We start from the raw sequence: 23,810 nt of genomic DNA, 5'->3' as shown, positions 1-23,810 counted from the left end.
AACGGGAATGAAACTGATTGTCCGCTATGGCAAGCCTTTTGTGGGCATTGTGCTGCTGTGCCTGGTGCTGCTGTTCGGCCAGGCCATGTGCGACCTAAGCCTGCCCAACTTGATGAGCGACATGGTGAATGTGGGCATCCAGCAGAGCGGGATTGAGGAAGGGGCCCCAGAGGCCCTGCGCCAAGAGGGGATGGAGCTGCTTTTGGCCTTCGCCTCAGAGGAGGACCGCCAGCTGCTGGAGGAGAACTATTACACCATCGAGCCCGGCAGCAGCGAGGCCCAGCGCCTGTCGGAGGAGTATCCCATGGCGCGGGAAGAGGCAATCTGCGTGCTGCGGGAGGACCTGGCCGGGGAAGAGCTTCCGGAAGACAGCCAGGCCGGGAGCAGCGCGGCGGAGAGCGCGCTGGGGGAAAGCGGCCTTGCAAGCAGCCAGGCCGGGGACAGCGCCGGGGAGGAGGCCTCCCAGCAGGAGGAGCCCCAGGACGCTAAGGCCGCCCTGGACAGCGCCTACAGCCGGGCCAGCTACGCCATGCTGCTGTACCTGCAGCAGGCGGGGGAGAGCGGCGAGCTGGAACAGGCCGCGGCCCAGCTGGCCCAGGCCCAGGCGCCCTCCCAGCTGCCGGAGGCCGGGCTTGGGGAAGCGGCCAGCGGCATGGAGGGCGCCGTGGATGAGGACTTTTCCCAGGAGGGGATGGACAGCGGCCTTTCTTCCGGCGAGGAGGAGGGCGGCCAGCCTTTGGTGCCCCAGCCCCGCGCCGGAGAGGGGGTCACCCTTTATGACAGCCAGCAGCCCGCTTATGGCCAAGAGGGCGCCAGCGCCTCTCAGGAGGAGGCCGGCCTCTCTCAGGAAACCGGCGAGCCTTCCAGCTGGGTGGGCGATGGGGAGGGGGAGAACCCCTCTGCCGGGCAGGACGCCTCCCAGCAGGAGGGCACGGGCTCTTCCTTTGACGTTTCCCAGGGCTTGGACAATGTGGACATGGACCAGCTTTACCAGCTGATCCCCCTGCTCTCCTATGTGCCCCAGGAGAGCATTCAGCAGGCCCAGGAGCAGGCCGCTTCCAGCGACTCCATGCTGGGGGGGCAGGTGGGCGTCACCCTGGCGCGGCTGTTTTACCAGGAACTGGGCGTGGACGTGAACGCCCTTCAGTCCGGCTATATTTGGAACAAGGGCCTGCAGATGCTGGGGGTGGCCCTGCTGGGGGTTGCCGCCACGGTGCTGGTGGGCTTCTTCTCGGCCCGCATGGCCGCCACGGTGGGCCGCCGCCTGCGCCATGACCTGTTCGCCAAGGTGGAGAGTTTCTCCAATGGGGAGTTCGACCGGTTCTCCACCGCCTCTCTGATTACTCGCACCACCAACGACGTGCAGCAGATCCAAATGCTGATCACCATGGGCGTGCGGATGATCTGCTACGCGCCCATCATGGGCATTGGCGGCATCATTTTCGCCGTGGGGAAGAGCGTTTCCCTCAGCTGGCTCATTGCGGCGGCAGTGGTGGTGCTCATTGGGCTCATCGCCGTGGCCCTGGCGGTGGCCCTGCCCAAGTTCAAATCTTTGCAAAAGCTCATCGACCGGTTGAACCTGGTCAGCCGGGAGGGCCTTTCCGGCATGATGGTGGTGCGGGCCTTTGGCAACGAGGGCTATGAGGAGCGCCGCTTCGACAAGGCCAACCGGGACCTGATGGAAACCACCCGGTTTGTCCAGCGGGTGATGAGCGGCATGATCCCCGCCATGATGTTTGTGATGAACCTGCTCTCCATCCTCATTGTGTGGGTGGGCGGCCACGCCATTGCCGAAAGCACCCTGCAGATTGGCGACATGATGGCATTCATCCAGTACGCCATGCAGATCATCTCCGCCTTTTTAATGATTGCCATGATGTTCATTATGGTGCCCCGGGCCAGCGTGTCCGCCGGGCGCATTCTAGAGGTGCTGGACGCGCCCCTGGCCATTCAGGACCCCGAAAAGCCAGAGGCCCTCTCCAATCCCAAGGGCCTGGTGGAATTTAAGGATGTGTCTTTCCGCTATGGCGGCGCGGAGCACAATGTGCTGGAGCATATCTCCTTTGTGGCCAAGCCCGGGGAGACCACGGCCTTCATCGGGGCTACGGGCTCGGGCAAATCCACCCTGGTGAACCTGCTCCCCCGGTTCTACGATGTGACCGAGGGCTCCATCACCATTGACGGGGTGGACGTGCGCAGCCTCTCCCAGCACCGGCTGCGGGAGCTGATCGGCTACGCCCCCCAGAAAGGGATGCTCTTCTCCGGCACGGTGGCGGAGAACCTGCGCTACGGCAAGGAGGACGCGGATGAGGAAGAGCTGAAAGCGGCCCTCTCCACCGCCCAGGCCCTGGGCTTTGTGGAGGGGATGGACGAGGGCGTCCAGTCCCCCATCTCCCAGGGGGGCACCAACGTGTCCGGCGGCCAGCGGCAGCGGCTCTCCATCGCCCGGGCCCTGACCCGCAAGGCCCCCATCTATATCTTTGACGACAGCTTCTCCGCCCTGGACTTTAAGACCGACGCCGCCCTGCGGAAGGCCCTGGCCAAGGATACCGCCCAGGCCACGGTGCTGTTGGTGGCCCAGCGGGTGAGCACCATTATGCACGCCCAGCAGATCATTGTGCTGGACCAGGGGCGCATGGTGGGCAAGGGCACCCACCAAGAGCTGCTGAAGACCTGCCCCGAGTACCGGGAGATTGCGGAAAGCCAGCTGCAAAAGGAGGAATTGGAATGAGTGAGCCCAGACGCGCCCCCCACGGGGGCCCCCATCGCGGCCCCGTTATGGCGGGGGAAAAAGCCAAGAACTTCAAGGGAAGCTCCAAAAAGCTGCTGGCCTACCTGCGCCCCTTCTGGGTCCCCATGATCTTCGTCATGGTGTTCGCGGCGGCCTCCACGGTGTTCTCCATCGCCGGGCCCAAGGTGCTGGCCAAGGCCACCGACGAGCTGGCGGCGGGCCTGATGCGCATGGTCACCGGCGAGGCCGGCGGCATCGACTTCGGCTACATCGGCGTGGTGCTGCTGGTGCTGGGGGGCATTTACCTGCTCAGCGCCGGGTTCTCCTACGCCCAGGGCTTCATCATGGCCGGGGTCTCCGCGGACGTTTCCTACGGCCTGCGGGACGCCATTGAGAAGAAGATCAACAAGCTGCCCCTGTCCTATTTCCACAGGGTGAGCCAGGGGGACGTGCTCTCCCGCATTACCAACGATGTGGACACCCTGACAAATTCCCTGAACCAGAGCATCACCCAGCTGATCACCTCGGTGTGCACCCTGGTGGGCGTGCTCATCATGATGCTCTCCATCAGCTGGCAGCTGACCCTGGTGGCCCTGTGCATCATCCCGGTTTCCCTGGCCTTTGTCATGGTCATCGTCAAGTTCTCCCAAAAGCACTTTAAAAACCAGCAGAAGTACCTGGGCACTGTCAACGGCCAGGTGGAGGAGATGTACGGCGGCCACCTGATCGTCAAGGCCTTTGGCCGGGAGGAGAAGGCGGTGGAGGCCTTCGAGCGGGAGAATGAAAAGCTCTATAACGCGGGCTGGAAGTCCCAGTTCCTCTCGGGCCTGATGATGCCCGTGATGAACTTTGTGGGCAACCTGGGCTATGTGGTCATCTGCATGGTGGGGGCCTCTATGGCTGCTGGCGGCACCATGACCATCGGCGGCATCCAGGCGTTCATCCAGTATGTGCGCAGCTTTACCCAGCCCATTAACCAGCTGGCCAACATCTCTAACCAGCTGCAGATGACCGTGGCCGCCGCCGAGCGGATTTTCCAGTTCCTGGGCGAGGCCGAGGAACCGGAGGAGGCGCCCAAGCTCCAGACTAAGGACCTGGACCTGCGGGGAGACATCGTTTTCGACCACGTGCAGTTTGGCTATGAGGACAGCGAGGACCTGGTCATCCGGGACTTTTCCGCCACGGTGAAAGCCGGGCAGAAGGTGGCCATTGTGGGGCCTACCGGCGCGGGCAAGACCACCATGGTCAAGCTCCTCATGCGCTTCCACGACCTGAAGGGCGGGCAGATCACCCTGGACGGCCACCCCATCACCGACTTCTCCCGCACGGATTTGCGCAGCCAGTTCGGCATGGTGCTGCAGGACGCCTGGCTGTACAGCGGCAGCATTCTGGAGAACATCCGCTACGGCAAGCTCACCGCCACCGACGAGGAGGTGGTGCAGGCCGCCAAGACCGCCCAGGCGGACCACTTCATCCGCACCCTGCCGGGGGGCTACCAGATGGAGCTCAACGAGGAGGCCAGCAATGTGTCCCAGGGGCAGAAGCAGCTTTTGACCATTGCCCGGGCAGTGCTGGCGGACTCCAAGGTGATGATCTTGGACGAGGCCACCAGCTCGGTGGACACCCGCACCGAGGTGCTCATCCAAAAGGCCATGGACAACCTGATGAAGGGCCGCACCAGCTTTATCATCGCCCACCGGCTGTCCACCATCCGAGAGGCGGACCTGATCCTCTGCCTGAAGGACGGGGACATTGTGGAGCAGGGCACCCACCAAGAGCTGATGGAGAAGAACGGCTTCTACGCAGAGCTGTACAACAGCCAGTTTGAAGCCTCTAAGGAAGAACAGGCCGGCTGAAAGGGAGGATCGGGATGAAAGCGTTCCAAATTGTCACCATTGAAAGAGAATACGCCAGCGGCGGCACCCAGGTGGGCAGGCTGCTGGGCAAGGCCCTGGGCGTCCCGGTCTACGGCCGGGAGATTCTGGAGATTGCCGCCCGGGAAAGCGGCACCACCCCAGAGTATATTGAGCAGCTGGAGGAGACGGACACCAACTCCCTGCTCTACTCCCTGGTGGCCATGGGGAAGACCTCCCTGGGCCAGCTGCCAGAGATCTCCCGCACAGACCAGCTCAACGTGCTGGAAGGGGAGATTATCCAAAGGCTGGCCCAGCAGGGGCCCTGCGTGCTGGTGGGCCGGTGCGCGGGCTGGGTGCTGCGGGAGCGGGGAGATGTGCTGAACGTGTTTATCCACGCCAGCCGGGAAGAGCGCCTGCGCCGGGCCCGGGAGGAGTACGGCATTCCCGGGGATCACGCGGCCTCCACCCTGCACCGGTTTGACCACCGGCGCTCCCACTTCTACCATGTGAACACGGGCGGCTCTTGGCGGGAGCGGGACGGCTACCACCTGGTGCTGGACAGCGGCCTGCTGGGGGCGGAGTTCTGCGCCAAGATCCTGGAGGATGTGGTCCTCCGCAGCAGAGGTTGAGCCCAATGGAAGCCTGGATTCTGGTGAACACCCACGCGGGCCGGCAGCGGGCCCGGCAGAACGGGGAGCAGATCCGCCGGGTGTTTGCCCTGGGCGGCGCCCGCACCCGCTTGGCCTATACCGAGTCCCCCCAGGAGGGGGAGGCCTTTTTGGAACAGGCGGCCGCCGCCCAGCCGGACCTGCTGGTTTTCTGCGGGGGTGATGGCACCTTGAGCCACGGCATCAACTGCCTGGGAAGGCTGGACGTCAAGATCCCCCTGGGCTATGTGCCCCTGGGCACCACCAACGACTTCGCCCGCTCCCTGGGGCTGCCGAAAGAGCCGGCCCGGGCGGCGGAGCAGATCCTTCACGGCAGCGCCCACCGGCTGGACCTGGGCCGCTTTGGGGACAGGGCGTTCCTGTATGTGGCGTCCTTCGGGGCGTTCACCCAGTCCTCTTACAAGGCAGAGCCCCGGGTGAAGGCGGCCTTGGGCCACCTGGCCTATGTACTGGAAAGCGTGCGGGAGCTGCCCTCCCTGCGGCCCCAGTCCCTTCGGGTGGAGGCTGGGGACGTCCGCTGTGAGGGGGAGTTCCTCTTCGGCGCGGTGACCAACACCCTGTCCGTGGGGGGCGTGGTCAAGCTGGACCCGGAGACGGTCCGCCTGGATGACGGCCTGCTGGAGCTGACCCTGGTGCGCATGCCCAAAAACCCGGTGGAGCTGGGCCAGGCGGTGCGCATGCTCCACCAGTGCAAATACGACGGGGACCTGGTCATCCAGCAGCCGGTGAGGCGGGCGGTGTTCACCTGCCCGGAGCCCTTCCCCTGGTCCCTGGACGGGGAGTACGTCCCCGGCGGGGAGAGCATCCAGGTGGAAGCCCTTCCCCAAGTGCTGGAGCTCATGCTGTAATCGCTGTCATGGAAGAAAGCGCCCCGCCCGGCGGGGCGGAAAGGAGCGGATGTATGAATACCCCTCAACTGGAGACCCAACGCCTCATCCTGCGGCGCTTCACAGAGGCGGACCGGGAGGCCCTGTTCCGCATTTTTTCCGACGGGGAAGCCAACCGTTTCCTGCCCTGGTTCCCGGTGAAGAGCCTGGAAGAGGCCCTGGCCTTTTACAAAGAGCGCTATGCCCCTGTGTACGCCAAGGCCCAGGGCTACGCCTACGCCATCTGCCGCAAAGAGGACAACGTGCCCATCGGCTATATCAACGGGGAGACAGAGGGCGCCCGGGACTTTGGCTACGGCCTGCGCAAAGAGTTCTGGGGCCGGGGCATTGTCACAGAAGCCGCCCGGGCGGTGCTGGCCCAGATGGAGCGGGACGGCGTGCCCTTTGTCACCGCTACCCACGACCGGGAGAACCCCCGCAGCGGCCGGGTGATGCAGAAGCTGGGCATGGTGTACCGCTACTCCTACCGGGAGCAGTGGCAGCCCAAGGACATCTCTGTGGTGTTCCGCCTGTACCAGCTGAACCTGGACGGGGACAGCGCCCGGGTCTATCGGGGCTATTGGGACAGGTTTCCGGAGCACTTTGTGGAGGCAGAGCTGTAAAAAAAGGGAGAGCCGCGGCTCTCCCTTTTTTCATGCGTTTTCCGTTTTTTCGTAAAAGGCGGGGTTGGCGGCCCCGGCTTTCCAGCCGCGCTTGCGGGCCAGGGGGCTGACCCCCAGGCACAGCAGGAAGGACACCAGCATGGCCAGGCAGGCGTACAGCGGCCCGTTGGGGGTGGTGAAGCCCGAGGCCGCCGCCGGCACAAAGGCAGTGAGAAAGCCCCCCAGCATCCCCGCCCAGGCCCCGGCGCGGTTGACGCCTTTCCAGTACAGGGTGAGGACGTAGGGCGCCAGAAACGCCCCGGAGAGGATACCCCAGGAGTAGGACATCATCTCCAAAATAGGGGTGGGGTAGTTGGCGATGAGGTAGCTGAGTACCACAAAGGCCAGGCACAAAAGCCGGGTGACAGTGGCCAGGGTCCGCTCCCCCAGGCCCTTGAGCCAGCTGGCCTTAATCAAGTCCATGGAGACGGTGGAGCAGGCCGTCAGGGTGATGCTGGAAAGGGTGGATACCGAGGCGGAAATCAGCAGCACCAAAATGACGCCGATAAGCAGGTTGGGCAGCCCGGCGGAATTGAGCATCAGGGGGACAATGTAGTCCGTGCCGCCTTGGGGCAGGTCCTCCCCAAAGAACAGGTGGGAGAAGGACCCGATGAAGTAACCGCCCCCCGCCACCAGCAGGGAGAAGAAGGTGGAGATGATAACCCCCCGGCTCACCTCCCGCTTGTCCCGGATGCCGTAGTACTTGTGCACCATCTGAGGCAGCCCCCAAGTGCCAAAGCTGGTCATCAGCACGGTGGAGACCAGGGCCAGGGCGGAGTTCCCCGGCAGGGGGGACATCTGGTGGCTCTCCATGTAGTCCACCATGTTGGAGAAGCCCTGGGAAAGCCCGCCCACCTGGGGGGACTGCACCACCAGCACAATCAGGGCCGCTACGCCCACCATCATGATGAATCCCTGGACGAAGTCCGCCTTCAGGGTGGCCATGTAGCCCCCCAGCACCAGCACCACCGCCGAGGCAATGGCGATGATGAGCATGCACACCGTCTCGTCGATGCCCAGGATCACCGAGCACACGCTGGTAAGGCCCTTGTACACCGAGGCCGAGTAGGGGATGAGGAACACAAAGATGACCACGCAGGCAAACAGCCGCATGCCCGGGCTTTGGAAGCGCTTTTCAAACAGCTGGGGCATGGATTTCACATCGTGGCGGCGGGTCAGGTCCCGGGTGCGGTTGGCCAGCACCAGCCAGGCCAGCAGGGTGCCGAACACCGCGTTTCCCACGCCCACCAGCACGCTCCACAGGCCGTAGCTCCACCCAGAGCCCCCCGAGTAGCCAATGAACATCACGGCGGAGAAGTAGGCTGTGCCGTAGGAGAGAGCGGAAATCCACGCCCCGGCGCTGCGGCCCCCCACCGTAAAGCCCGCCATGTCCGTGCCCTTGCGGGAGTACCAAACACCCACGCCCAGCATGAACAGGGCGTACACCCCAATGACAACCCAAATGGTCACTTCCTTGCTCAATGTCCCCACATCCTTTTGCTTTTTAACTTTAAAGCTAGTATGCTTTAAAGCATAGGCGCATTAAAGTGAAATGATTGTAGCATACCCGCGGGAAAAAGGCAAGGGGTTTTTCCGGGGCGTTTTCCCAAAAATGTGCCTGCATTTCTGTGGATTTTTCCCCAGCGGAGCGCGGGGATGGGGAAAACCGGTTTCTCCGCCGGCGGTCCGCGGCGTTTGGGGGAAACGCCTTTGCGCCCATGGGGGGCGCGCCGTGGGGCTGGGCCCCGCTTTCACAGTTTCTTCACGGCTTTTTCTTGCTTTTGCCACAGATTACGGGTACAATAAATTAGAATTGGAAGTTCATACCTGTTTTCGATCAATATTTGGAAAGGGAGGGTTCCACCATGGCATCTGGAAGGATCCTGATTGTGGATGACGATACCAATATCTGCGAGCTTTTGCGGCTTTACATCGAAAAAGAGGGCTATGAGGCGTCCATCGCCAACGACGGCGAGACGGCCCTGAAAATGTTCGACTCCTTCGGCCCGGACCTGCTGCTGCTGGACATCATGCTGCCCGGCCTGGACGGCTGGCAGGTGTGCCGGGAGATCCGGAAAAAGTCCTCCTGCCCCATCATCATGCTCACCGCCAAGGGCGAGGTGTTCGACAAGGTGCTGGGCCTGGAGCTGGGGGCCGACGACTATGTGGTCAAGCCCTTTGAGACCAAGGAGGTCATCGCCCGCATTGGGGCGGTGCTGCGCCGCAGCGGCAAGCAGAGCGAGGACAAGAGCGAGAATAAAGAGGTCCACTATGAGAACCTGTCCATCAACCTGACCAACTACGAGCTGAAGGTGAAGGGCGTGCAGGTGGACACGCCCCCCAAGGAGATGGAGCTGATTTACCACCTGGCCTCCAACCCCAACCGGGTGTTCACCCGGGACCAGCTGCTGGACGAGGTGTGGGGCTTCGACTATTACGGCGACAGCCGCACCGTGGACGTCCATGTGAAGCGCCTGCGGGAAAAGCTGGAGGGCGCCTCGGACAAGTGGGCCCTGAAGACCGTGTGGGGCGTGGGCTACAAGTTTGAGGTGAAGGAGTGAGCGCTCCCCGGTTTCAGCGGCGGGAGCGGGTGGGCGCCATCCAGAAGAGCATTTTCACCCGCTATCTGGGCATTACCATGGGCATTGTGGTGCTCAGCTTTATCATGCTGGGCACGGTGATGATGGCCTTTTTTGCCCAGTATTGGCGGGGAGAGAAAAAGGACCTGCTGCTGAAAAACGCCAATTCCATTGCCGATGTGTCCAGCGTGTTCCTCACCAAAAGCGGCGAGGACAGCTATCAGTTGGAAACCAATGTGCTCAAAGGCTTTATCGCCACCTTTTCCACCAGCATCGACGCCGATATCTTCATCACGGATTTAGAGGGGAACATCCTGCTGGGGAACTACGCCAACAGCAAGCTCACCGACCCCCAGACCGTCCCCAAGCAGACGGTGGCGGCCGCCGCCCAAAGCGGCTATGAGGGCCGGGGCACCTTTGGCGGGCTGTACCAAAGTCCCTCTTATATCATAGGGGTGCCCATGTACACCAGCGAGGGCCAGTGCGTGGGCACGGTGTTCGCCGCCACCAGCGCCGCCTCGGTGAACGCTTTCGAGGGGGAGGCGCTGCAGATGTTCTTGGTGGCGGCGGTCGCGGCCTTGGCCATCACCTTCTGCGTGGTGGGGGTGTTCGCATTCCGGCTGGTAAAGCCCCTGCGGCAGATGAGCGCTGCCGCCCGCAGCTTTGGCAGCGGGGATTTTTCCGTGCGGGTGCCTGTCACCAGCTCAGACGAGCTGGGCCAGCTGGCGGTCTCCTTCAACAATATGGCCAACTCCCTCTCCAACTCAGAGGGGACCCGCCGCAGCTTTATCGCCAACGTCAGCCACGAGCTGAAAACCCCGATGACCACCATTGCCGGGTTTATCGACGGCATTTTGGACGGCACCATCCCCAAGGAACAGGAGAGCAAGTACCTGCACATTGTCTCGGATGAGGTGAAGCGGCTTTCCCGCTTGGTGAAATCCATGCTGGACCTGTCCCGCATCGACAGCGGGGAAATGAAGCTGCACCCCTCCCGGTTCGACATCACCAACACGGTGGTGACCACCCTGCTGACCTTTGAGCAGAAGATCGACGAGAAGGGGATTGAGATTCGGGGCCTGGAGGAAGCCGCCCCCCAAGAGGTGTGGGGCGACCAGGACCTGCTGCATCAGGTGGTGTACAACCTGATTGAGAACGCGGTGAAGTTCACCAACGAGGGGGGCTATATCGCCGTGCAGGTCAGCGACAGCATCGACCGCACCACGGTGGTCATTGAAAACAGCGGCCCGGGCATTGCCCCCGAGGACCTGCCCATGATCTTCGAGCGGTTTTACAAGACGGATAAGTCCCGCAGCCGGGATAAGAACGGCATGGGGCTGGGGCTCTACCTGGTGCGCACCATTTTGAAATTCCACGGCGGGGACATTGCCGTCAGCTCGGCGGTGGGTCAGTTCTGCCGGTTCGAGTTTTACATCCCCAAGCCCCAGGAGGCCCCCAAGCTGAAGGACACCGGCTCCTTCAAGCTGAAGGAGAGCGCCCCCCGGGGGAAGGGAAAGGAAAAAGGGAAAAAGGAGGCCCGGCAGGAACAGCAGGAGCCTGAAAGGAGCAAGGAAGATGACGGACGACCAGAAGAATGATATGCCCACCCCAGAAGAGGCCGAGGCTTCGGGCCTTCCCCTGGAGGAGGCGGAAGAGCGGGGAACGGAGCCTGCCCCCGAGGCAGCCCCTTCGGAAGAGGGTACCCCGGCCCCAGAGGAGGCCCCCCAGGCCTCTTCCCCGCCGGTTGAGGAAGAGGAGCAGCCTGCCCCGCCCCAACCGGCAGAGGCCCCTGTTCCCGATGTGCAGGAGCCAGACCTCCCCCGGCAGGAAGCCCCCGCGGAAGCCCAGCAGCCCGCCCAGCCCGTGCCGCCGCCCCAGCCGGGGTATTATGGGCCCTATGGCCCGGTGGGCTATGGATACGGCATGCCTCCCCAGCAGGGCTGGGGCCAGCCGGCCTATCCCCAGGGGATGTGGCAGCAGGCCCCCTGGCCCCAGAACGCGCCGGGGGCTGTGCCGCCCCAGGGGCCTCCCTCAGCGGGACAGCCCCCCATGGGGTGGTATCCCATGCCTGCCCAGGGCCCAGCCCAGCCCGCCTCCCAGCCGCCCCGGAAGAAAATGGGCCTGGGGCTGAAGGTGTTCCTGTGGCTGGCCTCCGCCCTGGCGGCGGGCGCCATTGTGGGGTTCATTGCCTTTGCGGTGTATGCGGGGGTAACTGGCGGCAGCTCTGCCAGCCTGCCGGGGGAGGAGCTCCCCTCCTTCAGCGAGAGCCAGCCGGACAGCTCCCAGGAGGAACCTGGGGAGTCCCAGGACGGCAGCGCCAGCCAGGCCGAAATCGAACTGCCCGAGGTGGATGTGACCCCCAACGAGGAGGGCCTCACCATCCATGAGAAGCCGGAGGGCGATGCCCTGGACGCCCAGGAGGTCTACAACCGGGTGGTGCAGTCCACGGTGGCCATCACCGTCTCCCGCACTGGGGAGGAGACCGACAGCTCCGGCACGGGCATCATCGCCACTTCCGACGGGTATATCATCACCAACGCCCATGTGGTGCTGAACACCAAGAGCGTGCTGGTCACCGTGACCACCTATGACGGCCAGCAGTACGACGCGGTGGTGGTGGGCATGGACCGCACCACGGACCTGGCGGTCATCAAGACCAACGACTACGGCTTTACCCCGGCGGAGTTTGGGGACTCGGACCAGCTCACCATTGGGGAGTGGGTGGTGGCCATTGGCAACCCCGGCGGCGAGCGGTTCGCCAGCTCCCTCACCCGGGGCATTGTCTCCGGCCTGGACCGGGCGGTGGAGCGCTACAGCGAAGAGGGCATGACCTATATCCAGACGGACGCCGCCATCAACCCGGGCAATTCCGGCGGCCCCCTGGTGAACATGTATGGCCAGGTGGTGGGCATCAACTCCTCCAAGATCATCACAGACGGCTATGAGGGCATGGGCTTTGCCATCCCGGTCAGTAAAGCCAAGGATATCATCGACCAGCTGCTCTCCGGCGGCTATGTGGAGGGCCGGGTGCGGCTGGGCATCAGCGGCTATGACCTGGGCGAGGCAGAGGCCTCCTTCTACGGGGTGCCCCGGGGCTTTATGATCGCCTCTATCGACGAGGACAGCTCCTTTGCCGGGACAGAGGCCCAGGTAAACGATATCATCACCGCCATCGACGGGGAACCTGTGGAGGATTTGCAGGACATCTCCAACCTGCTGCTGCGCTACAGCCCCGGGGATGAGATCACCGTCACCCTGTACCGTCTGCCAGAAAACAGCCTGCAGGGCGGGGAAGAGCTGGAAGTGACCATCACCCTGCTGGAGGACAAGGGGGAGACCCAGAAGTAATGGCCAAGGAAAAAGTGGAAAAGACCAATGCCTTGCGGCTTTTGGACCGGATGAAAATTCCCTATGAGGCCCACGCCTACCCCTGCCAGGAGTTCTCCGGCGGGGAGGATGTGGCCCGCCAGCTGGGCCTGGACCCGGCGGACGTGTGCAAAACCCTGGTCACCGTGGGGAAAAGCGGCGGGCACTATGTGTTCGTGCTGCCGGTGAGCGGGGAGCTGGACCGGAAAAAGGCGGCGGCCCTGGTGGGGGAGAAGTCCCTGGAGATGCTCCACGTCAAGGACCTGCTGGCCGTCACCGGGTACATCCGGGGCGGGTGCACGGCCCTGGGGATGAAGAAGCAGTTCCCCACGGTGGTGGAGCAAAGCCTGCGGGAGAAGCCATTTATTTACGTCAGCGGCGGCAGGCGGGGCTTGCAGCTGAAGCTGGCCCCGGGGGACCTGGCGAAAGCGGCCAATGCCCAGTGGGGCGATGTGCTGGCAAAAGACTGAAGAGCGCCGGGCGAAGCGAGCGTAAAAGTTTTTGGTCAAACTTTTTTCAAAAAGTTTGCGAGGTGTGGAGCAGAGCTCCACGGCCTTAAACCGGCGCAGCCGAAAAAGAAAACCAGGAGCGAAAGCCGCACGCGCCCGCAAGGGCGATAGGCTTGCGCTCCGGCCGGTAGCACACCGGAAACGCATCGTCACAGCAAGCGTCTTTTTCAAGAAATTTTTACAGACAATAAAAAGGACATCCAAGCGTGAAAACTTGGGTGTCCTTTTTCCCTACCATTGCCACAGGTGCAGCGACAGCAGAACAATGATCGCGATGAAAGCGATCAAGATGAGGAGAGGGATGACAGGCGTGGGTCTTCTCTCTCCTTTTTTGCGGTGCAGCTTTAGGTTTGCCAGGCCGCTGACCACCAAATTGGGGTCTGCTACCGGTGGGGGACGTCCGACCATATACTCTCCTCCTTTGCTGAAAAATGGGAAAAATCCACTTTGCCATCTATATTATAACAGGGGGAAACTACAAGTTCAAAGGGCTTTTTTGTAGAATTTTTCCCCATGTCCCTGTTTGAAATGACGAAAAGAGCGCCCGGAGGCTCCCTCCAGACGCTCTTTTTTACCTGTGTTTTTATTCGGCGTTTTCTGCCTTGGCCTCCTCAATGACCTTTTGGGCCACGTTCTGGGGCGCTTCCTCATACCGCTCGAAGCCAAAGGTGAAGCTGCCCCGGCCCTGGGTGCACTGGCGGATGAAGGTGGTGAAGTCGTGCATCTCCGCCATGGGGACGTCCGCTTCCACGGTCTGCCGGCCTTCGCCTGCAGGCTCCATGCCCAGCACGCGGCCCCGGCGCTTGTTCACCTCGCCCATCACGTCGCCCATGTTGCTGTCGGGTACGGTGGCCTTCAGGTGGCCGATGGGCTCCAGCAGCACAGGGTTGGCCTGGGGCATGCCCGCCTTGTAGGCCAAAGCCGCCGCCGTCTTAAAGGCCATTTCCGAGGAGTCCACCGGGTGGTAAGAGCCGTCGTACAGCACGGCGGACAAGCCCACCACAGGGTAGCCCGCCAGGGGGCCCTTCTGGATGCACTCCCGCAGGCCCTTCTCCACTGCGGGGAAGAAGCCCTTGGGCACAGAGCCGCCCACAACCCGCTCGCCAAACTCCAGGCCTTCGCTGTCGCAGGGGGAGAACTCAATCCACACGTCGCCGAACTGGCCGTGACCGCCGGTCTGCTTCTTGTGCCGGCCCTGGACCTGCACCGTCTTGCGGATGGTCTCCCGGTAGGGGACCTTGGGCTTCTTCAAAGAGACGTCCACGCCAAATTTTGTTTTCAGCTTGGAGACCGCCACGTCCAGGTGCTGTTCGCCCAGGCCGCTTAAAATCATCTCATGGGTCTCGTTGTTGGTGGCAAACTGCAGGGTGGGGTCCTCTTCCGAGAGGCGCATCATGCCCTGGGCCACCTTGTCCTCCTCGCCCTTCTTGGCGGGGACAATGGCCATGCGCAAAGTGGGGTTGGGATACTCCACGCCTTCCAAGGTGACCTTCCGGGCGGGGGAGCAGAGGGTGTCGCCGGTGTTGGTGGCGGAGAGCTTGGGAATGGCCCCAATGTCACCCGCGCCGATGTACTTGACATCCACCTGCTTTTTGCCCACCATCATCACGGTCTTGCCCACGCGCTCGGTGTTGCCGGTGCGCATGTTCACCAGCTGGGAGTCGGTGGAGATCTTGCCGGAGACCACCTTCACATAGGAGAGCTTGCCGATGAAGGGGTCGGCCACGGTCTTAAAGACGATGGCCGCCGCGGCGCCGTCCTCGTTGACAGAGAGCTCCACCGGGTTGCCGTCCACATCGGTGCCCAGCTCCCCGGCCTTGTCCCCGGCGGAGGGGGCCAGCCAGCACAGGCCGTCCATAAACTGCTCCATGCCCCGCATCAGCAGGGCGTCGCCGCAGAACACGGGGGTGATGGTGCCGGACTTCACGCCCTTGCTCACGCCCACAATGACCTCCTCGGGGGTGAAGGGCTCGCCGGCGAAGTATTTCTCAAACAGCTCGTCGTCGGTTTCGGCAACGGCCTCGTAGATCGCGGTGCGCAGGCCCTCCAGCCGGTCGCCCATGTCGGGCATGGCCACGGCCACGGGCTTGCCGCCGGAGTAGTCATAGGCTTTGTACTCCAGCAGGTTGATGTAGATGTTTGCCTGCCCATCCTGGATGAAGGGCACCACCACCGGGCACACCGAAGGGCCAAACTGGGCCTTCAAGTCTTCGAATACCCGGTAGAACCGGGCGCTCTCGTCGCACAGGCCGTTGACGAAGATGATCTTGGCCAGGCCGTTCTTCTCCGCGGCGGCAAAGGCCTTTTCCGTGCCCACGGCCACGCCGTCCCGGCCGGAGACCACAATCAGCGCCGTGTCGGCGGCGCGCATGGCCTCCATCATGCCGCCCTCAAAGTCGAACAGGCCGGGGGCGTCCAGCAGGTTAATCTTCTTGTTTTTCCACTCCAGGGGGGCCACCGCCGCGGAAATAGAGGCCTTGCGCCGGATCTCCTCGGGGTCGTAGTCGCACACTGTGTTGCCGTCGCCCACTTTGCCACGGCGGTCCGAGACCCCTGCCAGATACAGCATGGCTTCCGCCAGAGAGGTCTTTCCTGCGCCGCCGTGGCCCGCTACAGCCAGGTTGATGATATTCTTCGCAAGATATTGGTTCATAACGCAAAACTCCTTCCACTTTAACAAGGTACACGGCCTTTGCCGTGCTGCCCTGGGAACTGTTCCTGTTTTGCACAAGTGCTGTGCCGCAAGGCATAGCTAATTATATAACATTGCGCCAAAGATTACAATGGGGAAAACGAAAAACCTATGAATTTACCGTGACAGTGCTTTGTTTTTTATAAAATTTTACAAAAATCCCCCTTTTGCGGGAAAAGGCCCCCTGGAAGGAGGGTGAAAAAAGCCCCGGCGGGCAAATGCCGCCGGGGCTTTCATTTGTTTTATTGCGGAAGGGCCTACCGCCGCAGCTTGGGCAGCAGGATGACCACTGCCAGCCAGAACAGCTGGAACAAAAACAGGATCAGGGAGGAGAGCTGGCCCATGGCCCCAAAGCAGGCCAGGAAAGCCACCAGCACAAAGCACAGCACCACGGCGGCCGTCTGGATGGCCACCACCATGCCGGCGGTGCGCCGCTCTTCCACGCAGGCAGAGATCACGTTCATCATGGATTCCATGCGGCCCTTGGTGGCCACCAGGGCGTCGGCCCGGGGAATCTCGTTTTTCACCAGCTTTTGATATTCGCTGCCCAGGCGGCTGTCCAGAACGCCCACAGAGGCGGTGTCGATGCCGAACAGGCGGGAGACCAGCTGGGGGGTGACGTTGGGGTCGGTGGTGCGCACGATGACGCTTACGCCGCTGTCCTCCAGCCGCTGCAGCTCGTTCTTGCGGCGGCGGTCGGCGGCGTAGGTCAGCACCAGCATGGCGCACACGGCCTCATCCACGCCAATGTAGATGACCTGCTGGTTGCCAGAGGCGTACTGGCTTTCCTCCTCCCGGGCGGGCACGGGCATGCGGTGGTTGATGAACAGGGCGCGGGCGCCCAGGGTGATGGTGCGGCCGTCCACCTTGCCCACAATGCCGCCGCCGTCCTCATAGGCAAAGCCCTCCACCTTGGGCAGGGCGTCCTCGTTTTCGCTGATGACCTGGTCAAACACGCCGGAAAGGGGGCCGCCCACTTCCCGCATCAGGGCAGAGGCCGCCATAATGGCGTCCTCCGCGGCAGCCCGGCTGCCAAAGGTGCGGATGCCCTCCAGCACCACGGTGCCCCGGGGGAACAGGTCCTCCGCGTCCACCAGCACGGCGTTGACATTGCCCAGCTGCTCTACCCCTTCATAGCCCACCACCATGGCGCCGGCCCGGCGGGCGGTGCGGCACAGGCGGCTGACGGGCAGGTTTACCGCAAGCATGTTGGAGACCGCCACGCAGGCGCAGCTGGCCGCGGCAAAGGCGCTGATGGCCGTGGGCACGCTGCGGGTGATGAGAAGGGTGGCAATGCACAGCACCAGGCTGGCAAGAAGCCCAATGGGCGCCAGCAGCTGAGAGGAGGACTCTGACGGGTCGGGCCGGTAAGAGAGCTCTAAGAACCGCTTTAAGAAGCCGGTGCGGCACTGGTAGGCGATGACAGGGGTCTCGGCCACGCAGTCCTTGGCCATTTTCAAGGCGGTGTTGTGGTCGCCGTACAGGCGCACGCTGTATTTCTGCTCCCGAGAGGTGACAAACCGGAAGTTGCTGTGAATGCGGCGGATCATGGTCAACTTGCCAATGGAGTTGACAAAGAGGATGGCCGAAACCACCACGGCGTACAGGTGCAGCTCCCCGCGAGTCAGCTCGGTGGGGAAGAACGCCGCCGCCACAGCCTGCACGGCCACGGCGATGGCGGCCACGGCAGCGGCGCTGTCCGAATTGGCGTTAAAGGAGAACAGGGCCTTCAGGCCGTTGGCAATGGTGCGGTAGCACACCCCTGCCGCCACCGCCAGGAACACCAGGGTCAGCACCACATAGGCCACCGGAAGGGACCCCAGGTCCCCGCCCGCGCTGAACTGGCCGCCAAAGATCAGGTTGACTACGGTTAAAAGCAGGGTACACACCCCGGTGATGGCCATGCGCAGGGTCAGCTCCCGCATCTCGCCCCGCAGCTCGTGGGAGATGGATTTGGCGTCCTCGGGGCCGGTGTAATCGTCGATGGCCTCGCCGGTGTCCCCATCGGGGATGGGGGGCTCGGGCTCGTGGGCGCTTTCCAGCTTCTTGTTGCGCACCCGCCGCTTGGGCGCGGCCTTGCGCTCTTCCCGCTCCATCTGCTGCCGCAGCTCCTCCGATTCAGAGAGCAGGGCGCTTTGCAGCACATCCGTGTGCAGGATGTGGGTGGGAATGCCCCGGGGCCGGTACTCGAAGATGCTGTGCACCTGGGGCGGCTCGGAGAGCTTGGGCCGGCGGATGACCGTGGTCTGCTCTTCCGCCGCCGGGGCGGCCGGCTCCTGGACAGGCGCGGAGGGCGCCTGCGCTGGCTGGGCGGGCTCTTCCATAGCGGCGCCGGAGGAGATCTCCTGGAACGCGGGCGCCTCCTCCTGGGCAGGTACTTCCTCCTGGATGGGCGCTTCCTCCTGGACGGGCGCTTCCTCTTGAACGGGTGTCTCCTCCTGAACGGGCGCTTCCTCTGGGGGAAGGGTTTCCACCGGCTCCGGCGGCAGTTCCGCCGCAGGGGCCTGCTCATAGACGGGCTCCTGCACCGGGGCGGGCTCCTCTTCCACAGGTTCCAGCGGCGCGCCGGAATCCAGCACCCGGCCGATGGCCTCGTCGGAGACGGGGGCCTCACTGCCAATGCGCTGCAGCTCCACGGTGTCGTTCAGGACGTTGAGCTTAATCTCCATGGTCTGGTCCGAGGAGGTCTCCAGCATGGCCTTTTGGATATCGGTCATGTCCTCCTGCAATCGCTTGCCGCCCTCCACGCCGATGCCGTGCTGCTTGGCGTAGGGGTCTGCGGCAAAGGAGGTGACGGGCATGGGGGCCACCACGCCGAACTCGCCAGCAATTTCCTCCTCGTCCACGCCGGCGGTCTGCACAGCCTCCGCCACGCGGCGGCGGCGCTCCCGCTGCAGCCGCTGGAAGTTCTGCTCCACCTCTTGGTCGATGGCCTTTCGGGAGTCGTCAAACAAGGTCTTATAGGCCTCTTCCTCGCTGGTCAGCTCTCCGGCGGAGTCATAGCCCATGCGGTACTCGTCGATGGGCTTGAGCTGGATGCCGTAGTACAGGTCGTCCTCGTTCTCGTCGTAATCGGGCACCCGCTTTTTCCGGCCGAACAGGCCCCGCTTTTTTTTCTTCTCTTTTTTCTCTTTTTTGCCCCGCTTGCCCTCCGCGTGGGCGGGCGGGTGCTCCTCCTGGGGAGGGACCTCCACCGTGCCGGTGGCAAAGTCGTTCAGGTCGGCGGTCTCCTCAGGCTGAGGGGGCGCGGGCTCCTGCCGGGGCGCGGCTGCTTGCCGGACGGGGGGCTGGCTGCCGCCCTGTTGCGCCAGGGGGTGGGGCTTGGGCTTCTGCTGGGGGGCAGCGGGGCGCGCCGCGCTTTGGGCGGCCTCCTGCTCCCGCTGGGCCCGCTGTTCCGCCAAAATATCCTCCAGGGTAAAATCCTTGTTATCCTGTGCCATACGCATCCTCCTTTTACGGATTGAACGCTTTTGTGCCGCTGCGCTGGCGGGCCACCTCATAGCAGAGGATGCCGGCCGCCACCGAAGCGTTCAGCGAGTTGATGTTTCCCTTTAAGGGCAGGGACACGACGAAATCCGCCTTTTCCTTTACAAGGCGTCCCACGCCCCTGCCCTCCGAGCCAATCACCAGGGCCGTGGGCCCGGTGAAATCGGTCTGGCACCAGGGAGAGCCGTCCATGTCGGCGGCGTAGATCCAAAGGCCCCGGGCCTTCAGCTCCTCCAGCAGAGAGGGCAGGTTTCCCACCCGGGCCACGGGCAGGTATTCCACCGCCCCGGCAGAGGCCTTCCCCACGGCGTAGGTGAGGCCCACGCTGCGCCGCTTGGGGATGATGACCCCGTGTGCCCCGGCGCACTCTGCCGTGCGGAGGATGGCCCCCAGGTTGTGGGGGTCCTCCAGCTCGTCGCAGACGACGAAAAAGGGGGGCTCGTCTTTCTCTTGTGCCCGGCGGAACAGGTCCTCCACCGTGGCGTATTCCTTCACCGCGGCAACGGCCACCACCCCCTGGTGGTTGGCCCCGCCGCAAAGGTAGTCCAGCTTTTTGGGGTCCGCCTCTTTGATGGTGGCGCCCGCCTCCTTGGCCTTTTTCACCAAGGCCTGCAGCGCGCCGCTGCGCTCTCCCCGCTGGACGTACAGGCTGTCGATGGCCCGTCCGGCCCGCAGGGCTTCGGCAATGGCGTTGCGCCCGGCAATGAGATCCGCGCCGCGGGGCCCCTGCTCGCGGGGGGCGCTGCGCTTTTCCCGGTTTTTCTCCATAACGGAGCACCTCATTTTCTAATGGCTTACTCGGTCTGCGCCGCCCCGAAGAGACCCGGGGCGGCCCGTGGGGCCGCGGGCTTTTCCGCAACCGGCATGGTTTTACCAATTATACCACAGCTCCCCGGAAATCTCAAATAAAAATGCAGCCCCCATGCGGCTTTCTTCCCGTTTTTTCCCCGGGCCGCGGCAGGAATATCCGCTTTTCGGCATTTTTATCCATGAAATGTAAAAAAATTCTTTTTGCCTGGGTTTCTCCGCCCAGGTTTTCCACAGGCTTGCGGAAGGGGAACCTGTTTTTTCACGGAGACTGTGGAAAACTGTGTGGAAACTGTGAAAAACCCCTTGTCCCAAGCCATTTATGACTTTCCACCGTTTTTTCCGGCGCTCTCGCTTATGTAAACAAAGGGCGGCTTCGTTCTAATTTGGAATAAAAAACGGTTTTTTTCTGATTCCGAAACAACCCCAAGATAAAGAGAGAAGAAGGAGAAGCCTTCCTCTATCTTGTGTCAATAGGAAAGGGGCAAATTTCTTTCCCACAGTTTGTCCACAGGGATTTAACATGCATTTCACCGGGAGGGGCCCCGGGTGAAAAGGGGCCCTGGAAAAAAGAAAAGGCTATGCTTTTCCCCGGTTTTGTGGTATACTAGCGGCAAAACGGTGGGTTTTCCAGCCTGTTTTCACAAATCTCCCGAAAAAGAAGGCAGATTTTCCCGAAAATCCCCGAATGAATATTTATGCAAGAATATTGTCGAAACATGAGTTAAGGAGGACTTCGCCATGAGAGAAGATATTTGTTCCATCCCCGTAAACGACGTGTTTCTCCCCAAGGAGGGCTGTCCCTTCTGCCGCATGCGGGACATGCTGGAGGACCGCATGGCCACCTACATCACCGGCGCCGCCATGATGGAGCCGGACGTGCGGGTGGAGACCAACCGCCTGGGCTTTTGCACCGAGCACTTCAACCAGATCTTGGCCCGGGGCAGCCGGCTCTCTGTGGCGTTGATTTTGGAGAGCCTGCTGCAAACCGTGCATGACGAGGTGTTCCCCGCGGGGAAGACCCAGCCCAAAAAGGCGGCTGCGGCGGTCCACAGCCGGGAGGAGCACTGCTTCGTCTGTGAGAACATTGAAAAGAACACGGCCCACCTGCTGGACAGCACCCTGAAGCTGTGGCAGACCGACGGGGAGTTCCGCCAGCTGTACAGCCAGCAGCCCTACATCTGCCTGCGCCATTACGGCCAGGTGCTGCAGGCGGCCGCCAAAATGCCCAAAAAGAACTTCGTCCTCTTCGAGGAGGTGACCACCGGGCTGGCCAAACGCTATCTGGAGGAGCTGAACGCCGACGTGACCCACTTCTGCCGCATGTTCGACTACCGCAACGCCGGAGGGGACTGGGGCAACTCCAAGGACTCCATCGAGCGGGCCATCCGCTACCTCACCTCCCGGGAGCCGGAAAACCGCCAGAAGGCCGACGAGAAGAACCGGGCCTTTTAAGGGGGCGGCGGCCGGATGAAAGAAGAAAAAGTGGGCGCCTGGCCCGGGGGGATATGCGCCCCTTACCCCTTTGACGTGGCGGAGACCCTGGACTGCGGCCAGGCCTTCCGCTGGGCGGAGCTGCCCGGGGAGACGAGGGCCAGCCTGTGGGAGGGCGTGGCCTTTGGAAAATACCTGCGGGTGGAGCAGCGGGGGCAGCAGGTGTGGCTGCACTGCTCCCCGGAGGACTATGAACATACCTGGCGGTCCTACTTCGACCTAGAGGAGGATTACGCCCCCAAGCGGGAGGCCCTGGCCGCCATGAGCCCCGCTTTGGCCGAGGCCGCCGCCTTTGCCCCGGGCATCCGCATCCTGCGCCAGGAGCCCTGGGAGGCCTTGTGCTCCTTCATCATCTCCCAGAACAACCACATCCCCCGCATCAAGGGGATTATAGAGCGGCTGTGCCAGCGGCTGGGGGCGGAGCTCCCCGGCACGGGCTGGCACGCCTTTCCCACAGCGGAGCGCCTGGCCGCCTGCTCCTTGGAGGATTTGGCGCCCCTGCGGGCGGGGTTCCGGGCCAAGTACCTGCTGGACGCCGCCCGGAAGGTGGCCTCTGGCCAGGTGGATTTGGCCCGGGTGGCCGCCGCCCCCGTGGAGGAGGGCCGCCGGGAGCTGCAAACCATCTTCGGCGTGGGGCCCAAGGTGGCGGAGTGCGCTATGCTGTACGGCTTCCACAAAACGGAGTGCTTCCCCCTGGACGTGTGGATGAAGCGGGCCATGGCCACCCTGCTGCCGGGGCGCGGGCCGGAGGAGTTTGGGGAGAACGCGGGCCTGGCCCAGCAGTACCTGTTCCACTACAGCCGCCTGCACCCGGAGCTGTTTGTGGAAAAGGCGGCGCACCCGCCAGCCAACAGGAGGTGAAAGGATGCTGGGCTTTTATATACACGTGCCCTTTTGCCACGGCAAGTGCCCCTACTGCGATTTCTACTCCCGCCCCGATTCTGCCGGGGGCATGGACGCCTACGTCTCCGCTGTGATAGCCGCCCTCGCCCCCTGGCGGGAGAGGCTGGCGGGCCGGGAGCTGGCCACCGTCTACTTTGGGGGCGGCACCCCCAGCCTGCTGGGGGCCCAGCGCCTGGGGACTATTCTCCAGGCGGTGCGCCAGGGCTTTTCTCTGGCCTCTGGGGCGGAAGTCACCTTGGAGGCCAACCCCACCCATGTGGACCGGGCCTTTTTTCAGGAGGCGCGCCGGGCGGGTTTCAACCGGCTTTCCATGGGCTTGCAGTCCGCCAATGGGGAGGAGCTGCGCTTTCTGGGCCGGGCCCACTCTCCCCAGCAGGCGGCGCTGGCTGTGGAAAACGCCCGGGCCGGGGGCTTTGAAAACATCTCCCTGGACCTGATGCTGGGCCTGCCCGGGGGCAGCCGGGAGAAGCTGGGGCGCTCCATCGCCTTTGCCGCTTCCCTGGAGGTGGAGCACATTTCCTCCTACATCTTAAAGGTGGAACCGGGCACGCCCTTCGCCGCCCGGGGGGTGCAGGTGCCCGACGAGGACGACACCGCGGAGCAGTACCTTTTCGCCGTGGAGGAGCTGGCCCGGCGGGGCTATGGGCAGTATGAGATCAGCAACTTTGCCCGCCCCGGCAAGGAGAGCCGCCACAACCTGCTCTACTGGCGGGGGGAGGAGTACCTGGGCTTCGGGCCGGGGGCCCACTCTTTCTTTGGGGGGCGGCGTTTTTACTACCCCCGGGACTTGGAGGGCTTCCTCCAGGGGAATTCCCCTGTGGAGGACGGAACGGGCGGGGACTTTGGGGAGTTCGCCATGCTGAACCTGCGCCTGACCCGTGGCCTGCGCCGGGGGGACTGCCTGGCCCGCTTTGGGGCAGAGGGCGGGGCCCTGTTTGACGAGGCCCTGGAAAACGCCCGGCACTGCCCGCCCCAGCTTTTGCGGGCGGACGGGGAAGCCATTTCCTTCACCCCAGAGGGGTTCTTGGTCTCCAACGCCCTGTTGGTGAAGCTGCTGGGGGAGGAATTGTAGCGGGGGTTGCACCCCAGGCAAGCCGCCTTCTTGCGTTCCGCAAGGGCGGGGCCCTCCGCGCAAGTTGGGTGGAGACAAGTAAAGTTTTCGCTCAAGCCTTTTTCAAAAGGCTTGCGAGG

16 protein-coding genes are annotated in these 23,810 nt (G+C 63.3%); 12 read left to right on the top strand and 4 right to left on the bottom strand.

The window, feature by feature from the left end; genetic code table 11:
- Positions 1-7: 7 nt before the first annotated feature.
- From ODJ80_RS02005 to ODJ80_RS01985, 5 genes are read left to right on the top strand one after another with little or no spacing between them, the layout of a single operon-like run.
- On the top strand, positions 8-2,731 hold the full coding sequence (locus tag ODJ80_RS02005; protein ID WP_263040685.1) for an ABC transporter transmembrane domain-containing protein: 2,724 nt from the start codon (positions 8-10) through the stop codon (positions 2,729-2,731).
- A complete protein-coding gene (locus tag ODJ80_RS02000; protein ID WP_263040684.1) occupies positions 2,728-4,587 on the top strand; it encodes an ABC transporter ATP-binding protein in 1,860 nt (619 codons plus the stop codon). Before ODJ80_RS02005 ends, ODJ80_RS02000 begins: the two co-directional genes overlap by 4 nt.
- Positions 4,588-4,601: 14 nt before the next feature.
- The gene (locus tag ODJ80_RS01995) at positions 4,602-5,216 is read left to right on the top strand and encodes a cytidylate kinase-like family protein (protein ID WP_263040683.1); all 615 of its coding nucleotides are present in this window, start codon (positions 4,602-4,604) and stop codon (positions 5,214-5,216) included.
- A gap of 5 nt (positions 5,217-5,221) precedes the next feature.
- Positions 5,222-6,103: a diacylglycerol/lipid kinase family protein gene (locus tag ODJ80_RS01990; protein WP_263040682.1), complete on the top strand. Its 882-nt coding sequence runs from the start codon at positions 5,222-5,224 to the stop codon at positions 6,101-6,103.
- Positions 6,104-6,156: 53 nt separating this feature from the next.
- The gene (locus ODJ80_RS01985) at positions 6,157-6,744 is read left to right on the top strand and encodes a GNAT family N-acetyltransferase (RefSeq protein ID WP_263040681.1); all 588 of its coding nucleotides are present in this window, start codon (positions 6,157-6,159) and stop codon (positions 6,742-6,744) included.
- Positions 6,745-6,774: 30 nt separating this feature from the next.
- Here ODJ80_RS01985 and ODJ80_RS01980 read toward each other — a convergent pair whose 3' ends face one another.
- Entirely contained in the window at positions 6,775-8,265 is a 1,491-nt protein-coding gene (locus ODJ80_RS01980) for a sodium:solute symporter family protein (protein WP_442863879.1), read from the bottom strand.
- Positions 8,266-8,648: 383 nt separating this feature from the next.
- Between ODJ80_RS01980 and ODJ80_RS01975 the strand changes: the two genes are divergently transcribed.
- From ODJ80_RS01975 to ybaK, 4 genes are read left to right on the top strand one after another with little or no spacing between them, the layout of a single operon-like run.
- The gene (locus ODJ80_RS01975) at positions 8,649-9,344 is read left to right on the top strand and encodes a response regulator transcription factor (RefSeq protein WP_178863583.1); all 696 of its coding nucleotides are present in this window, start codon (positions 8,649-8,651) and stop codon (positions 9,342-9,344) included.
- Entirely contained in the window at positions 9,341-10,960 is a 1,620-nt protein-coding gene (locus ODJ80_RS01970) for a HAMP domain-containing sensor histidine kinase (protein WP_263040679.1), read from the top strand. Before ODJ80_RS01975 ends, ODJ80_RS01970 begins: the two co-directional genes overlap by 4 nt.
- Positions 10,938-12,710, top strand: a complete 1,773-nt coding sequence (locus ODJ80_RS01965; RefSeq protein ID WP_263040678.1) for a S1C family serine protease — start codon at positions 10,938-10,940, stop codon at positions 12,708-12,710. The genes ODJ80_RS01970 and ODJ80_RS01965 overlap by 23 nt, the downstream gene beginning before the upstream one ends.
- Entirely contained in the window at positions 12,710-13,198 is a 489-nt protein-coding gene (ybaK, locus tag ODJ80_RS01960) for a Cys-tRNA(Pro) deacylase (protein WP_263040677.1), read from the top strand. The genes ODJ80_RS01965 and ybaK overlap by 1 nt, the downstream gene beginning before the upstream one ends.
- Before the next feature lie 622 nt (positions 13,199-13,820).
- Here the strand turns inward: ybaK and ODJ80_RS01955 are convergent.
- The 3 genes from ODJ80_RS01955 to rlmB form a co-directional block, all read right to left on the bottom strand.
- A complete protein-coding gene (locus ODJ80_RS01955) occupies positions 13,821-15,890 on the bottom strand; it encodes an elongation factor G (protein ID WP_263040676.1) in 2,070 nt (689 codons plus the stop codon).
- Between the two features lie 296 nt (positions 15,891-16,186).
- On the bottom strand, positions 16,187-19,369 hold the full coding sequence (locus tag ODJ80_RS01950; protein WP_263040675.1) for a hypothetical protein: 3,183 nt from the start codon (positions 19,367-19,369) through the stop codon (positions 16,187-16,189).
- 13 nt (positions 19,370-19,382) lie between these two features.
- A complete protein-coding gene (rlmB, locus tag ODJ80_RS01945; RefSeq protein WP_263040674.1) occupies positions 19,383-20,183 on the bottom strand; it encodes a 23S rRNA (guanosine(2251)-2'-O)-methyltransferase RlmB in 801 nt (266 codons plus the stop codon).
- Positions 20,184-20,963: 780 nt separating this feature from the next.
- On the opposite strand from rlmB, the gene ODJ80_RS01940 reads away from it, so the two are divergent.
- The 3 genes from ODJ80_RS01940 to hemW are packed head-to-tail and all read left to right on the top strand — an operon-like array spanning position 20,964 to position 23,691.
- Positions 20,964-21,677, top strand: coding sequence for a DUF6062 family protein (locus tag ODJ80_RS01940; RefSeq protein ID WP_263040673.1), 714 nt, complete (start codon positions 20,964-20,966; stop codon positions 21,675-21,677).
- A 15-nt stretch (positions 21,678-21,692) separates the two neighbouring features.
- Positions 21,693-22,577: a DNA-3-methyladenine glycosylase family protein gene (locus ODJ80_RS01935; RefSeq protein ID WP_263040672.1), complete on the top strand. Its 885-nt coding sequence runs from the start codon at positions 21,693-21,695 to the stop codon at positions 22,575-22,577.
- A gap of 4 nt (positions 22,578-22,581) precedes the next feature.
- On the top strand, positions 22,582-23,691 hold the full coding sequence (gene hemW, locus ODJ80_RS01930) for a radical SAM family heme chaperone HemW (RefSeq protein ID WP_263040671.1): 1,110 nt from the start codon (positions 22,582-22,584) through the stop codon (positions 23,689-23,691).
- The last annotated feature ends 119 nt before the right edge of the window (positions 23,692-23,810 follow it).

This window comes from Acutalibacter sp. LFL-21 (assembly GCF_025630755.1).
Classification (GTDB): domain Bacteria; phylum Bacillota; class Clostridia; order Oscillospirales; family Acutalibacteraceae; genus Acutalibacter; species Acutalibacter stercoravium.
The sequence above is the reverse complement of the archived record's forward strand: the minus strand, read 5'-3'. Positions and strand labels throughout refer to the sequence as shown.